Raw genomic sequence first — 15,076 nt, forward strand, 5'->3', positions numbered from 1 at the left:
CGCGTCTATCTAGCCCAGGCGCGGCACTTCAGGCAACACCCAAGATTTCACGCGATCCTGCTTATGTGGGCGGCCAACAGGCGCAGCCAAGCAAACCATGGCAACCAGCAACTGGAGCTTTTCCGATGAAGCCGTACGAAGATTTTCTACGCCACAAGATAAAGATCGCTAAGTTCGAAGGCTTCGATGTTTCTGACGACGATCTGTATCCCGGCCTGTTCCCCCACCAGAAGATGCTGGTCAAGTGGGCCGTGAAGGGCGGCAATCGTGGCCTGTTCGCCTCATTTGGCATGGGCAAGTCAGTTATGCAGTGTGAATGGTTGCGCATCATCATCGGCAAAGTCGGAGGGTTCGGCCTGATCGTCTGTCCGCTGGGCGTGCGCCAAGAACTGATCCGGGACGCCAAGATGCTGGGCGTCGATCTGCGATTCATCCGCGCCGATGCGGAAATTTCATCCGACCATCAGTTCTACATCACGAATTACGAGTCTGTGCGAGACGGCAAGCTCACGCCTGCTCAGTTCACGGCCGTCAGCCTGGATGAGGCGTCTGTGCTACGCAGCTTCGGCAGCAAGACCTATCAAGAATTCCTGCCGCTATTCTCTGGCGTGCGCTTCAGGCTGGTAAATACCGCCACGCCATCGCCCAACCGCTACAAGGAGCTGATCCACTACGCAGCATTCCTTGGGCAGATGGATTCTGGCCAGGCGCTCACCCGATTCTTCAAGCGCGATTCCAGCAAGGCCGGCAACCTGCAGCTGTACCCGCACAAGGAACAAGAGTTCTGGCTGTGGGTATCCAGCTGGGCCGTCTTCATTCAGAAGCCCTCAGACCTGGGGTTTTCAGATGAGGGCTACGACCTGCCGGAACTGGATGCTCAATTCCACGAAGTGCCGACGGACTACGCGACCGCAGGCGCTGACAAGTGGGGTCAGGGCCTGCTGGTGCCGGATACCGCTCTGGGCCTGTCGGCCGCCGCCCACGAGAAGAAAAATAGTCTGGATGCCCGTGTGACAAAGGCCGTCGATCTGATCAATGAATCGCCCGATGATCATTTCGTTATCTGGCATGACCTGGAAATCGAGCGCTACGCCATCCAGAAGGCCATCCCGGATGCTGTCAGCGTCTGGGGGTCGCAAGACCTGGATGAACGTGAAGACCGAATCATTGGGTTCGGTGATGGCGCATTTCGCATCCTATCCACCAAGCCAGTGATCGCTGGCAGCGGCTGCAATTTCCAGCGCCACTGCCACCGGGAGATCTTCTTGGGCATCGGCTTCAAGTTCAACGACTTCATTCAGGCCGTGCACCGCGTACAGCGGTTCGGCCAGAAGCGCCCTTGCCGAGTGGACATTATTTACTCCGAAGCCGAGCAGGACATCCTGAAGACGCTGATGGAGAAATGGCGTCGGCACGACCAGATGGTGAAGAAAATGACCGAAATTATCAAGAAATACGGATTGAACCAGCTTGCTATGCAAGAAGCACTGGCCCGTTCCATCGGGGTCGAGCGCATCGAAGTCACAAGCGACCTGTTTACAGTTGCCAATAACGACTGCGTAGAGGAAGCAAAACTGCAGCCTGACAACCATGTAGACCTGATCGTCACCAGCATTCCGTTCGCCAATCACTACGAATACAGCCCTAGCTATAACGACTTTGGCCATACGGAAAACAACGATCACTTCTGGTCGCAGATGGACTATCTGACGCCCGAACTGCTGCGCATCTTAAAGCCGGGGCGCATCTACGCCTGCCACGTTAAAGACAGGATCCTGTTCGGCAACGTCACCGGCGCCGGCGCACCTACCGTCAGCCCATTCCACTGCGAAGCCATTATGCATGGCCGCAAACACGGCTTTGACTACATGGGCATGATCACCGTAGTAACTGACGTGGTTCGCGAGAACAACCAAACCTATCGGCTTGGATGGTCTGAACAATGCAAGGATGGCACAAAGATGGGTGTTGGCTCACCCGAGTACGTCATCTTGTTTCGCAAGCCCCAGAGCGACCGCAGCCGGGGGTATGCAGATATTCCGGTAGTAAAGAGCAAAGATGCTTACACGCGGGCGCGATGGCAGGTTGACGCACATGCCTTTTGGCGATCAAGCGGCAATCGACAAATTACCGCTGAAGAGTTGGCCGTCATGGGCCCGGACAAGCTGGCCAATGCCTTTACCCAGTACAGCCTGCAAAACATCTACGACTACGAGTTCCACGTCCGCATCGGGGAAGAGCTTGAGGGCCGCAGCGCACTGCCATCGACATTCATGAGCTTAGCACCGGGCAGCCATCACCCAGAGGTCTGGCACGATATTAACCGCATGATCACCCTCAACAGCGACCAGTCAAAGCGCGCCGTTGAGCAGCACGTATGCCCTTTGCAATTCGACATCGTGGATCGGCTGATCGAGCGCTACAGCAACAAGGGCGAGTTGGTTTACGACCCATTTTGCGGCCTGGGCACAGTTCCATATCGCGCCATAAAACTGGGGCGTCGCGGCCAAGGTAGCGAACTGAATCCTGGCTACTTCTTCGATTCGGTTCATTACCTAAAAGCCGCCGAAGCCGAAGCAAAGATGCCGACCCTGTTTGATTTTGAGGAGGTCGCATGACAGACAACCCGCCCCGCCCTACTCCAAGGCTACGGCACGTAAAGCCTGGGCAAATCATAGTCCTGAAGCACGAAACCAAGCCCCGCAAACTAATCGAGACCGACGGCAAGTACGGATATTTCGACGGCATGAAAGCCAGCCTGTGCCACGAGGTTGATAAAAGCCTCATGGTGTTTGGGGATGGGGCTGGGTGGAGAGTTAAGGAGAGCCCAACTTATCCACACAAACTGTGAATAACCCAATGGATAACCACATGACAACCAAAAAAGACGCAAGCGGCACGCCGGATTACGTTGGCGTGGTCGATTCGGGCCCATTCCCGCCGATTAAACGCTACGACCTGGGCACCCACTTTTACAACAGCCTTTCGGTGCCGGAGATTGTCGAGACGGCCGACGGCAAGTACGTCACCTACGACGATTACCTGATCATGGTGAAGATCAACGACTACCTACAGGCACGGCTGGCTAAGCAGGCGGCGCAGATGGAGGCGATTGGCGCGGGCGGCGTCAGCGGCAAGCGAATTACGAGCCCGGATGCTGCAGAGCTGGTTAGTGATGCCGCCGAGATCATCGACACATTGACCTGCGAACTACCCGCAAATCACCCGATCCGTGCGTCAGCCCAGAACCGGGCAAAACGGCGGGTACAGGAACTGTATGTGCTGGCAGAGTCGATATCCAAAACGGAAGGAGAAAAGTCATGAGAATGCAACGCTACTGGATGGCCCACGACTGCCCCAGCTGTGGGAAAAAGGACGAGCACGACCAATGGGGCGGCGCTCGGATGTGGTCGTCTACATGGGGACACGGCTTTAGTTGCTGCTCAGAATCCTGCGGGGTGGCTTTCGCCGAAGTAGTCAAAGAAAAAGAGCGAACAAAGAAGGGTCGCAAGTGGCTGGCCTCGCTATGGGAAATGCTCGAATCTCAATCAGACGCACGCCTAACGGGTGAACCCTATAGCGGGTACAGCGCGGAGCGCCAATTGAAAGCACTTGGAAGATTCTGACATGACACAGCAAACCGTACTCAAAGACGAGCAGATCAATCAAATCCGCCGATCCATGCAGCCGTGGCAACTGATGAATGAATTTGCCCGCGCCATCGAGCAAGCTGTATTGCAATCGCCAGAGGTGAAAGATTTGGCCTCGGCATTGCGCGCCCTTCTGGATGCATTGCCGTCCGCTACTGCGCACCCGGCCATTCAAAAAGCCCGCGCCGCACTTGCTGCCATGGAGAAACAGAAGTGACTGACCTGATCTTGCCGCTCAAGCGGGAATACTTCGAGCAAATCAAGGCGGGCGAAAAGTGGTTCGAGTATCGACTGCTAAATGACTACTGGGCTAAGCGCTTAGAAGGATCGCGCGTCTACAGCCGCATCATCCTTACCCTTGGCTACCCCCGACGCGACGACTTTGAGCGCCGCATCGAGCGGCCATGGCGCGGATTCTATATCAGAACCATCACGCACCCGCATTTCGGCCCTGAGCCAGTGCAGGTGTACGCAATCGACGTGAGGCCGGAATGAACCAACAAGACAAAGACAACCAACGAGAAGCGGTTGACGCGCAAATCGAATTGCCGCCTATGCCCTCCGTGTGGCCCGCCCCAGACACCAATCTATGGTCATTGGTACTTAAAATGAGCAAAGCTGCATATGGCTTTGATTCAGACTTGGCGGCAAGTGAACTACGGACGGAACTTCAACGTGTTACGCAGAACTACGCCAGCCAAGCCATCGCCCACGACCGGCAGCAGCGCGGAGATCCTTGGCGCCCACATGAGTACTCGGACACTGAGATAGAAACTCTTGTCGAGGGTTTCGGTCTTAAATGGAACGGAGATTACTGGATTTGTGAAGACGCTGACTTGCATCCAATGGTTCGCAGCCTGCTTTACCGATTTACGGAAGCCCCACAACCAGTCGAGCCGGTGAGCGAACACGACTTGAACACCAGCAAAGGCGGGCGTGCATACCTGGCCGAGTTTTTTGCCAAGAAAATGCGCCGCCATGACTTTCAGCAATACATTACAAACATGTTGGCGGCTGATTTCGCGTGTGTGTTGGCTAAGTGGCTGCGTGACCAAGCGCCACAACCAGCCGAGCAGCGCATGGAGCCTGTGGCTGATCTCCCGGCCGGCGCCATTGAAAACGGCCGGGCGTTCGCAGACCGCTTGGAAACTGACTACTCCTTTGAGTGTCAGGGAGGCCCACTTCGCAATTGCTCCGACTGGCAAGAGTTCCGGCGATGCTTTGAATATCTTGCGGAATGGGCTGCAGGTCGCGCCCCACAACCAGCCGAGCCTATAGCATGGCCGGAAATGCCTCCATCCAAGGGGCAGTCACAGGTACTATTTGAAGATGGCTATGCTGAAGGATGGGCTAAGTGCATTGATATGTGTAAGGCAGCGGTAAAAGCATATCGAGAGTACGAGCCGGTGAGCCCAAGCGCAACTAGGGCCGACTTTGAATTGTGGGCGAAGTCCCATGGTTGTCTACCGCTTGATGAATGGGATAGCAACGCAAATCACTCATTGGCACCTGCCACCTATCGAAACAATCTCACTGAAATTGCTTGGCGCGCTTGGGCGAATAAACCGCGCCACGATAAGCCAGTGAGCAACACCCCCCGACGCCAGTTGCGCTGAGTGCGGGAAGTCCGCCAGCGAGGGCTGGGCGCTGTATTGCGTGGCTTGTATGGATAAGGTTAGCCCGGTGAGCGTGCCGAGTGTTGAGGTGTGGCACGGTCTTGCGGAAATATGGGAACGCAACGCCGCTGAGCTTAGGGAGTACGGGGATGAATTACGAGCCGAAGCCTACTACGAGTGTGCTCAAGAGCTTCGCGCCATGCTCAAAGCCACACCAGAGCCGGAGGTCACGTGACCGACCGCATTAAAGAAGTGCTGGCCACGACGGCCAAAGATTGGAACCTTACCGCCCCATGTGGGCGGTAGTTTTTTGGGAGATCACCAATGAAATGGGTGAGACTGGACAAGTACTGCGAAATTTCAGGCGACACGAAGCAAGCGGTTTACTTTCGTCGAAAAACCTTCCTATGGAAGGAAGGTGTACAACTGCGCAAAGACCCTCAAAATCGCCTTTGGGTAAACCTTGAAGAGGTGGAAAATTGGCTACAGCAAAAAGCGCCAGAAAACTCCCCAGGGGAGTCAGCATCCGCTCGCTAAAATCCATCGAGCGCCTTCAAATAGCATTTAGCTATCGCGGCAAGCAATGTCGTGAACTGCTGCCAGAGAAAAAAATCACACAAGCCTATATTGACTATGCTGCCGGGCTTCGAAATGAGATCAGAAGAAAAATAGCCGACGACGTATTTAACTATGCAGCCTACTTCCCTGAGTCGCCTTCCGCCGATGCTTTTAAGCCAGAACGCAAATGGGTAACTATAGGAGACCTGCTGCTGGCGCAACTATCAATGTATGGCCAGCAGGTGACAAATGGCAGCATGTCGCCTTCAACGCTCCTGGGCTACACGAAGATAATTAAGGGCAAGCTTCTCCCCAAATGGGGTGAGCTGGCTGTTACGGATATCTCGCCATCAATGCTTCGAGAATGGATCGGTCAAATGGGCGTTACCGCAAAGACCGCTCGAAATGTCTTGTCTCCTTTGCGGTCAGTTCTCGATGACGCAATGAATGATGACCTTATTGAGTTCAACCCGCTGGATCGGGTGGCCTTGTCCAAACTGATCAGGCAGACGTCCAAAAAATCGGAATATGACGTTGATCCGTTCGACGCTGACGAAACCGCAGAATTGCTAAAGCATGCCCGCCCCGACGAGCGATCGCTTATTCAGTTCTGGCTGCAGACAGGACTGAGGCCGGGCGAGATCATCGCCTTGCCCTGGTCAAATATTGATTGGGTGCACAGCAAAGTTAGGATCGACACAAACATCGTCACCGGCATTGTTGACGGCAAGCAAACGCAAATCGAAAAGCCACCAAAAACCGAAGCAGGCATCCGAGACGTGGAGCTGTCTTCACTTGCGCTGGCGGCCCTGCGTGAGCAGAAATCGGTCTCTTTTATCTCATCTATTAGGGTCTGGATCAACCCGCGAAACGGTGAGCCGTGGTCTATGGACTCCCAGATCAGAAAGACGCTATGGGAACCACTGTGCAAACGATCTGGCGTAAGGTACCGAAACCCGTACCAACTTCGACACACCTACGCAAGCACCCTACTCACCTCGGGCTGCAATCCATTTTGGCTAGCGAATCAGATGGGGCATGAGGATGTCGAGATGGTTTTTAAGATCTACGGGAAGTGGATTCCGGCCAATTATCAAAAAGGACAGAGATTCACACAGGAATCACACGCGCCCGATTCTGACCGAAAAGCAAAATCCTTAACAGGTTGATTCGGCGGTATATTTTCCCCACAACCAAATTATTTGTCGGGGGTTCAATTCCCCCCGACTCCACCAAATGCAGAAGGCCGTAAACGGATAAAACCGTTTACGGCCTTTTTTTGTCTCGGCTCTTAATACGGGCGGCGTCAGGGCCGCCGAGCAATAAACTACCGCTACAATCGGCGCAACCGCCGCGTGGGTAACCTGCACCCACGGCATCGAACATTCCAAGAAAAGCACACCTGATGAATAAAAATGCACTCAAGCCGCTGTCTGAAGCGGAGTTTTCCGAGCTCGATGATCTACTGCTGCACCACGTTGACGCCGATGATGCGATGACGTTGGACATGCTGGACGGCTTTCTGCACGCAATCGCCATCGGCCCCACAACTATTCACCCGGCCAAATGGCTCCCCTTTGCGCTGGGGTTGGACGGCTCAGGGCCACCGAAAACGTCAATGGCTGTGCTGAACCGTGTCATGGATTTAGCAATGCGGCACTACAACGGCATTATTACGGGCCTGCAATCAACCCAACCCGAAATGACACCCACTTGGGCAGCGCAGGAGTATGAGGGACAGACCTACGATACGGCCGAGGGCTGGGCTTACGGCTTTATTGAGGGCATGCAGATGTGCGCAGACGACTGGCAACCCATGCTGGACACCGCAGACGGCGCAGCCTGGTTTCGTCCTATTGCGCTCCTGGGTCAAGACGATTTTTCGCCCGATCAAGACGAACTAACGAAAACGCCGGCGCAGCGGGCGAAAATCACACAAGAGATTCCGCCAGCCGTACTCGAGATGTACTTATATTGGCTGCCCCATCGCGAGGCCATGCATGAGCAGGAGGTCGCTAACACCTCAAAGCCCAAAGTGGGTCGAAACGACCCCTGCCCATGCGGCAGTGGAAAAAAATTCAAAAAATGCTGTGGTGCCGGTGATGCCCTGCATTAAAGTCAACCACACTTTTCCTAAGGCCCACGATAACCTTAGAGGCGGGTGAAACACCCATAATAAGCTGCGGTTCGCAGCATAGAACGCAGCGCAATGCGCTTCGTATTCAGCCAAATCCAAAAGTGCTGTCATATTCGAGCACTATGGCGACTGCTACACTGCGACGGCCTCCACTTTATAAAATGTTGCCAGGATGACCAGTACTTTAGCCATTGTTGTTTCGCTTTTACTTCTGATGTACCTGGCCTACCGAGGCGTGACCGTGCTGCTTCTGGCACCGCTCATGGCGGCGCTGGCAGTGCTGCTGTCGGGCGAGATCGGCGTGTACCTGCCCATCTACACCGACACTTTCATGAAGGCGCTGGGTAACTACGTCATTCAATTTTTGCCCATTTTTTTGCTAGGGGCGTTGTTCGGTCAGTTAATGGCAGATTCGGGGGCAGCGCATTCAATTGCGCGCTGGATCGTCGACAAGCTTGGCGATAAACACGCCATCGTGACGGTGGTGTTGGCTTGCGCGGTACTTACCTATGGCGGGGTGTCGCTATTTGTAGTGGCATTTGCCATCTACCCTATCGCAAAAGACCTGTTCCGTACGGCTGACATTCCCAAGCGGCTCATACCCGCAACAATTGCACTAGGTTCGTTCACTTTTACAATGACCGCGCTACCGGGCACGCCGTCTATTCAAAACGCCATTCCCATCCCCTATTTTGGTACTAACGTGTTTGCAGCGCCAGGCCTGGGCATTATTGCGGCTGCCATCATGTTTGTGGGGGGTATGTGGTGGTTGCGTGGCCGCGCGGCCAGCGCAAAACTCGCCGGCGAGGGCTATGGCCATCACGAAGACGATAACGACGATACAGCGCTTCGCAACGTAGACAGCGGCGCGTTATCGCATATGCCACTTTTCCTGGCGCTTTTGCCGCTGGTGCTGGTCATTTCCGTGAATGCGCTTTTCACCTACGTTGTCTTCCCGCGTATGGACATGAGTTTCATCACTGACCGCTTCCCCCACATCACGCCCGCCAAAGTTATTGGGCTTTGGGCCTTAATTATTGCGCTGGCCACAGCTTGTACCACGCTGATTATTTCGCGCTTGGGGCACTGGAGCAACTTGCGCGACACAATCAACAAAGGCGTGTTTGGCTTTATGTTGCCCCTATTCAATACGGCCTCGGAAGTAGGCTACGGCGCAGTAATTGCCGGCCTCGCCGGCTTTGTGGTGATCCGCGATGCAGTGCTTAATGTAACCCCCAACAACCCACTGATTTCAGAGGCAATTGCCATGAATGTGCTGTCGGGCATTACGGGTTCGTCGTCGGGTGGCCTGAGCATTGCGCTGCAAACTCTGGGGCCGGACTATTTACGCATGGCACAAGCAGCAGGCATTAGTCCCGAACTGATGCACCGGGTTGCCGTACTTGCCGCAGGCGGGTTCGACACCCTGCCCCATTGCGGCGCCATTATTACGCTGCTGGCCATCTGCAAACTGACGCATCGCCAGTCGTATTTGAACATTGCCGCCGTCACCATGGGCGCGCCCATGATCGCCTTGGTTGTTGTGATTACTTTAGGCACGATGTTCGGCAGCTTTTAAGTCAAAGCCTGAACCTATTCGCTATGTAAAGGTCAATGAGCCTTGCTGTTGATGCCTCCGAATGCTATTAAAACGCATAAGCCATGGTGAGCCAAAACCGGGGCTTAGGGTCTGCATGGGTATCAGAGGATGGTTCACCGCCACGAGTTCGCCATGCAATGGCGGCATCCATCGAAAGCCCGTGCGCCTGGTAACGCACCCCAACCCCCGCCCCGGCACGGGTTTCGTCGGGCGCAGGCGATGTCACTTGGCTGGGTCGGGCATTGATTTTCATGTACCCATAATCATAGAACGCATAAGGTGAAAAATCGCCCAGACGATAGCGAAGCTCTAGCTGGGTAAGCCACCCTTGGTCTCCACTGGCTTCGCCGCTGGGGTAGGCGCGCACAGCGCTGGCCCCACCCAAAGACATTGACTCAGAACTGTCCAGATTCTTATTCGCCCACTGCCCGCTAAAACGGACAAACAGACTGACATTACCAGTTACGGCTTGCAGTCGAACCAGATCAAGGTTGTATTTACTGAAGCTGCCCTGGCGGACGACATCATCTTTGTGCAAGTGGCCCTGTGTCCATGTCACGGCACCATAAGTCACGCCACCGCCGCCAAAACTGTCTTTGTGATCAAAGCCAAGTGTGACGGGGAGCGTCGTTGAATGGTAGCGCTCGGTCGACGCGCCGAAAAAATAACTGTTGTACAGGCGTTTGTGTTGCCACGACACACTTAGGTTAATGTTGCTGCGTTGTGACCTAAGCAGCGCATATCCAAGGCCCGCACCACTTATACGGGCGACGCCTTCATTACCCTCAAAGCCGTTATCCAGGCTGTATACCGTTTGTGCGTAGCCTATATTGGCGCGCAACCCCTGACCGCCTAAGGGAATGCTGTAGTTAGCGCTACCCAGCCATAAGTGGCTTTGGGTGTACAAGGCACGAAGGCTGATCTGATCGCCCAAGGCAAACGGGCTGTTGATGTCCAGATTGGCGCGTGTGCGCCATTGGCCGGAATAGTAGTTACCGTGGTTATCCAGACCGACCTCACCCTGGTAACGCTTATCGTAATCTACGACGATATCGAGATCACCGGTACCCAGCGCTGTACCAGGGCGTATCACGGGGGTTATTTTTATGCCGGGCAGATCATCCAACAGCAACGTGGTGCGCTCGAGTGCAGACGACTCGATAAGCGAGCCGGACTGCAAGCCGGAAAGATACGATTGCGCCTTTTGAGTCAGCCCAGGGTTACCGTCCGCACTAACCCGACCATAACGTCCCTCTACAACCTGTATTTGCAAAGCACCGCCGTTCACAAGCTGCTGCGGCGCGATAAAAGCCCGCGCAAACGGGTAACTGGCTTGTTGATAATGCTGGGTGATTTTGTCGCTTAAAGACCGCAAACCCACCAGATCGAAGGATTGGTCTTGAACCTTACCCAACACCCGCAGTAATTCGTCTGAACCGAAAACTGTATTTCCCGAGAAGGTGATGCTACCCACCACCACCTGCGGTCCGCCGGGCTGCGCCGGAGCGCTTTGTGTCGGCTGCATATCCAAGCCTTTGGATGTTCTGGGTGGCGTAGGCAGTTGCTTCAGTTCTTCTTGCAAAACTCTGCCGGCATCGGGTGCTACTTGAGCAGCTGCAGGTACATGGGCAAGACCTATTAACGAAAAACACAGGAGCGCGGCGGACTGAAAAACGAATCGAGTCATGTATGCAAGTAGACGGTACGTTGAATGGTGTTGCAGCTTCGGGGGGCTGTATCAGTTTGCAGGAGGGGCAAATTTATGGCTGCGGTTCGCGTTCGCCCAAGTTACCAAGGGGGTTGGGGTTTACGTTGGCACCACCAGCAGCGGCCTCGGTGGCGGCCTGTGGCAGGCTGACCCCCGAACTAACGACAAAGATCGGGTTCAGTCCCGCAGTGCCAGGTAAGCTCGGCGCAGCCTGACGGCCGACACCATTGAATGACACGTTGTTGTTCAACCCGTTACCAAAACTGTTACTGGTGGCCGATTCGATGGCATTTCTTCCTGGCGTACCAAGCTCGTTCGACGATGCATTTGACGAAACGGCACGACTAGGAATTTCGTTTGACGAGGCCCCTGGCTGGATAGTCAGAACGCCTGACTGAGTAGCTACCTGGTAATTGGAGTTATTCAGGCTTTGCGCGAAGATCGTGTACGTGCCCACGGCTTCGCCGACGTTACGCGTTAAAGGAATCGTGAGTGTTTCGTTGGCAACCAAACTGCCTTCGATAAGGTGCCAGGTGAGTAAGGGATCGGCTTCAGTGCGTATTTTTGTTTTGTCATCAGCCTTTACGGTCACAGCACGTGGCGTAATGCTTGCAGTAATGTATTGGCTGGCCAACGTGTAGTTGCTTGCCTCCCCTTCGCCGGTACTACCGTCGGCCAGGGTATAGCTGACGGTAACGTAGTTTTCCCCGACGTTCTTGCTGTAGAACTGCGCAGAGACTTGCGCTAACGTCAGGCTTTCGCCATCTACTAGCCCGACAAGCTCACCACCCGAGACTGTTGCACTAGTGTTGCCATCGTAAATCTTACTTGCCACGGTCGCACCCGAAACACTCAAGGCCTTCGGGGTAATGGTGGCTGTTTGCGCCTGGCCGGTAATGTTGTAGCTTATGTCATAACCCACGGGGGACGATGCATAGTAGCCCTGTGTCAGTGTAAGTGTCTGAACCCCGGCGTCTTTCCCCCCAAGTTCGAGTAGCGTGCCCGAAAGAAATGTTCGGTCCGGATCAAACGCAACACCATTTTTGAGCCACGTCAGATTGGCCTGAGATTCCGTAAGCGCACTTGACCCGTCATAAACTTTCGTAATGGGCGCAGCCCCCAGGTCGCCATCGATACTGACCTTCGTCAGAAACCGCCTGAGTAGGGGCGCCGACAGGCCTTCGTAAATGCGCCATGTTGTGTTGTCTGCCCCTGACGATGAAATACCCCAGTCGGCAAACGAACCGGAGGCTTGCATTTGACTGGTGCTTAGGCCCGTGCCGCCCCCGCTAGTGGCCCGGCCGGTAGAGTCAACATTCCAGTAGCTGGCATTCACTACGCCGCTGTTAGACCCTACCAGGCCCCCGATAGGCGCTTTGGCGCTGGGCACAGTTCCACTGGCATAGCTTCTGTTGATTACCCCGCTGGAGCTACCGACCAACCCACCTACGATACCGCCACCACGTACTGAACCCAATGCAAAAGAGTCAGAAATTGATGCTGTCCCAGTCATGTGCCCCACCAGCCCACCGACATTGTTCGCTTTTGGCGCGTAAACCGCACCAGCGGCAAATGACTCGGAAACTGAAAAACCACCGGTGTAGCCGACCAAACCACCAAAGTACCTGCTGGTAGAGTCTGTGGAGAGGTTTGCGCGAGAATACGCCCCTATGATCGAACCCATTGAAGAGGTTTGAGCAGAGCCCACAAGCCCGCCAACACGCTCCCACCCTGCTACCGACCCTGTGCTGTAGACATTGATAACTTTGCTGTCGACAACCATTCCCGCAAGAATGCCTGTATAACTTGTGCCCGTTACGTTTGCCGACGTCACCCCGACGTTACTGATTACCGTGGATGTGCCACTTATATAGCCAAACAGCCCCACGTAGTAGGCTTCCCTGTTGATACGCAAACCATCAATAACATGCCCCAAACCGTCAAAACTACCCGTGAATTTAGTAGTAAAGTTTCCCAGCGGCATGAAACCCGCCCCAGAGTCCCAACCCGATGTCGCTCTGGCATCGATATCGGCACCCAGCACAAAACGGCCCGACAGGTTGCCGTTAATACCCTGAAGATCAGAGCCGGTGGTGCTGCCCTGGCTGCCCAAACTGGTAATAACCGTCCAGTTCAGCACTGCGCCGTCTTCGCCCAATAATGTGCTGAAGTTTTCCCCAGCTTGAAGGTTAACTTTGGCCCCTGATTGGATGGTGTACGTCGCCGTATTTCCGGCCGCCGCGCCGCCCTGGCCATACTGCAGCGCCAGTCGCCCACTAGCATTTTGGGCGGTAATGTCGGCATTGATGGCAATATTGCGCTCGGCGTTTAACGTAAACTTCGTCGTCGCATTCCAGGTTACGGCATCGTTAACAAAAATATCGCCGTTGCCACCGGCTGTACCGCCCGCCGTGCTGATCAACATATCGTTCAGGTTCAGGTCGGCCCCTAACTGGGCGCCTGTCATGTTGCCGCCGCTGGCCGCGATAATAAAGTCGTTCGGGTCGATTAAATAGGTACCGGTTTTGCCGTTGACCGCAAGGGTCGTTACTTTGCGATCGCCTAGCGCAACCACATTGGCCGCACTGGTCTCAATAAACCCGCCATCGCCCCCGCTGGGCGCCGAAGCGTCGAGCGTACCGCCAACGTTGATGCGGTCGTTCTGCATGTCGGCCAGCAGGTAAATTTGGCCCTTTTCGCCGGTTTGCAGCGTTTGTGCCTGGGTAATGCCGGTATGGTTGATGACCGTGGCTGCCAGATTACCGGCCGCCTTGGCAGTCAAATACACCAACCCGCCGTCAGCCTTGATGGCCCCACCTTGTTCAATCAGAGCATCGATCGCAGCTTGTTCTACCTCTAGCTTTACCGGCCCGCCCAGGTCTAGCTGCACCCTTTGCCCGGCACCGATCAGCACATTGCCTTTGGCGGCCGCTAGTGTACCCAGGTTGGTCACCTTGGCGGCGATAAGGGCCACGGTGCCCCCGCCGCTGCCATCGCCCACGGCCGTTATATTGCCTTGGTTAACAATGGCGTTCGAGCTCGTACCTTCAAAGCGGTAATTGCCGTTCATGAAGTCTTGTGTGCTCATGTTAAGCGTACTGGCCACCATGCTGCCGACGTTGACCTGAGCACTAGAGGTAAACAGCACCCCGTTGGGGTTTAGCAAGAATACACGCCCATTAGCATTAATAGCACCCTGAATCACAGATACGTCGGCCCCCATGACCCTATTTAATACAGCTGCTTGGGCAGAAGGCTGGACGAAATTAACCGTGTGGCCGGCGCCCACACTGAACGAATCCCAGGTGACGGCCATGTTTTGAGTGTTTTGGGTAACGGTGAGCGCGTTACCCGACTGATTAATACTGCCTGCACCCGCCACAATGGCGCCGCCAGTAGGCAAATCGGCCCCCAGGGCTGTACCCGCCAAGCTGGCACCAAATACAAGCTGCAACATGCCAGCCAACGGGCGTAAACGCCCTGACGCCGTGCCAGCCTTAGACCCTGCTACGCGCGCGCGGGCACACTGCTTTTTGTGTGACCTGTTAACTACCCCACGAACCGCATTTTTGCCCCTGGTACGCCCCAATTCGGTGACGGCTTGCCACAACTGTTTGGACGCATTCCAAACCAGACGGTAAATACGATTCATGGGTAAAGCCTTGAAGCATTATGTTATTGATGCAAGCAAATACTTGATTTTTGTAAATTTTAGGTAGTTAGGCGCTTGCGAATCTGAGCGAATCTGATTGAATCTGATCAAATCTGATGGAGTCTGATACCTCATATCTGGCGTGGTAAAGTGAA

11 protein-coding genes are annotated in these 15,076 nt (G+C 54.8%); 9 read left to right on the plus strand and 2 right to left on the minus strand.

The window, feature by feature from the left end; all coding sequences use genetic code 11:
- Positions 1 to 125 precede the first annotated feature (125 nt).
- The 9 genes from CHR62_RS09345 to CHR62_RS09385 all read left to right on the plus strand — a co-directional run bounded on the left by CHR62_RS09345 (position 126) and on the right by CHR62_RS09385 (position 9,540).
- Positions 126 to 2,618 (plus strand): DNA methyltransferase, encoded by a 2,493-nt coding sequence (locus CHR62_RS09345; protein WP_123660765.1) that lies wholly within the window; start codon positions 126 to 128, stop codon positions 2,616 to 2,618.
- 253 nt (positions 2,619 to 2,871) lie between these two features.
- Positions 2,872 to 3,324, plus strand: a complete 453-nt coding sequence (locus CHR62_RS09350) for a hypothetical protein (protein WP_123660766.1) — start codon at positions 2,872 to 2,874, stop codon at positions 3,322 to 3,324.
- A gap of 303 nt (positions 3,325 to 3,627) precedes the next feature.
- Positions 3,628 to 3,867, plus strand: a complete 240-nt coding sequence (locus CHR62_RS09355) for a hypothetical protein (RefSeq protein ID WP_123660767.1) — start codon at positions 3,628 to 3,630, stop codon at positions 3,865 to 3,867.
- Positions 3,864 to 4,145 carry an ASCH domain-containing protein gene (locus CHR62_RS09360; RefSeq protein ID WP_123660768.1) on the plus strand — a complete coding sequence of 94 codons (282 nt, stop codon included), beginning with the start codon at positions 3,864 to 3,866 and terminating at the stop codon, positions 4,143 to 4,145. Before CHR62_RS09355 ends, CHR62_RS09360 begins: the two co-directional genes overlap by 4 nt.
- The gene (locus CHR62_RS09365; protein ID WP_123660769.1) at positions 4,142 to 5,266 is read left to right on the plus strand and encodes a hypothetical protein; all 1,125 of its coding nucleotides are present in this window, start codon (positions 4,142 to 4,144) and stop codon (positions 5,264 to 5,266) included. Before CHR62_RS09360 ends, CHR62_RS09365 begins: the two co-directional genes overlap by 4 nt.
- Before the next feature lie 67 nt (positions 5,267 to 5,333).
- Positions 5,334 to 5,501, plus strand: a complete 168-nt coding sequence (locus CHR62_RS15640; RefSeq protein ID WP_158609111.1) for a hypothetical protein — start codon at positions 5,334 to 5,336, stop codon at positions 5,499 to 5,501.
- A gap of 244 nt (positions 5,502 to 5,745) precedes the next feature.
- The gene (locus tag CHR62_RS09375) at positions 5,746 to 6,993 is read left to right on the plus strand and encodes an Arm DNA-binding domain-containing protein (protein ID WP_123660771.1); all 1,248 of its coding nucleotides are present in this window, start codon (positions 5,746 to 5,748) and stop codon (positions 6,991 to 6,993) included.
- A gap of 236 nt (positions 6,994 to 7,229) precedes the next feature.
- Positions 7,230 to 7,940 (plus strand): UPF0149 family protein, encoded by a 711-nt coding sequence (locus CHR62_RS09380; RefSeq protein ID WP_123660772.1) that lies wholly within the window; start codon positions 7,230 to 7,232, stop codon positions 7,938 to 7,940.
- A gap of 193 nt (positions 7,941 to 8,133) precedes the next feature.
- Positions 8,134 to 9,540 (plus strand): GntP family permease, encoded by a 1,407-nt coding sequence (locus CHR62_RS09385; protein ID WP_123660773.1) that lies wholly within the window; start codon positions 8,134 to 8,136, stop codon positions 9,538 to 9,540.
- Positions 9,541 to 9,607: 67 nt separating this feature from the next.
- Here CHR62_RS09385 and CHR62_RS09390 read toward each other — a convergent pair whose 3' ends face one another.
- Together CHR62_RS09390 and CHR62_RS09395 are read right to left on the minus strand one after the other, a co-directional pair.
- Positions 9,608 to 11,086, minus strand: a complete 1,479-nt coding sequence (locus tag CHR62_RS09390) for a ShlB/FhaC/HecB family hemolysin secretion/activation protein (RefSeq protein ID WP_199722917.1) — start codon at positions 11,084 to 11,086, stop codon at positions 9,608 to 9,610.
- Between the two features lie 235 nt (positions 11,087 to 11,321).
- Entirely contained in the window at positions 11,322 to 14,921 is a 3,600-nt protein-coding gene (locus tag CHR62_RS09395) for a filamentous hemagglutinin N-terminal domain-containing protein (RefSeq protein ID WP_123660775.1), read from the minus strand.
- Positions 14,922 to 15,076 lie beyond the last annotated feature (155 nt).

Origin of the sequence: Pusillimonas sp. NJUB218, from assembly GCF_003788685.1 — a bacterium.
In the GTDB taxonomy this organism is placed as follows: Bacteria; Pseudomonadota; Gammaproteobacteria; order Burkholderiales; family Burkholderiaceae_B; genus Neopusillimonas.

Excerpts from the sequence above, each read along its gene's own strand:
- CHR62_RS09345 (WP_123660765.1), top strand. The coding sequence starts at position 126 with ATGAAGCCGTACGAAGATTTTCTACGCCACAAGATAAAGATCGCTAAG.
- CHR62_RS09350 (WP_123660766.1), top strand. The coding sequence starts at position 2,872 with ATGACAACCAAAAAAGACGCAAGCGGCACGCCGGATTACGTTGGCGTG.
- CHR62_RS09355 (WP_123660767.1), top strand. The coding sequence starts at position 3,628 with ATGACACAGCAAACCGTACTCAAAGACGAGCAGATCAATCAAATCCGC.
- CHR62_RS09365 (WP_123660769.1), top strand. The coding sequence starts at position 4,142 with ATGAACCAACAAGACAAAGACAACCAACGAGAAGCGGTTGACGCGCAA.
- CHR62_RS09380 (WP_123660772.1), top strand. The coding sequence starts at position 7,230 with ATGAATAAAAATGCACTCAAGCCGCTGTCTGAAGCGGAGTTTTCCGAG.
- CHR62_RS09385 (WP_123660773.1), top strand. The coding sequence starts at position 8,134 with ATGACCAGTACTTTAGCCATTGTTGTTTCGCTTTTACTTCTGATGTAC.
- CHR62_RS09390 (WP_199722917.1), bottom strand. The coding sequence starts at position 11,086 with ATGCAGCCGACACAAAGCGCTCCGGCGCAGCCCGGCGGACCGCAGGTG.
- CHR62_RS09395 (WP_123660775.1), bottom strand. The coding sequence starts at position 14,921 with ATGAATCGTATTTACCGTCTGGTTTGGAATGCGTCCAAACAGTTGTGG.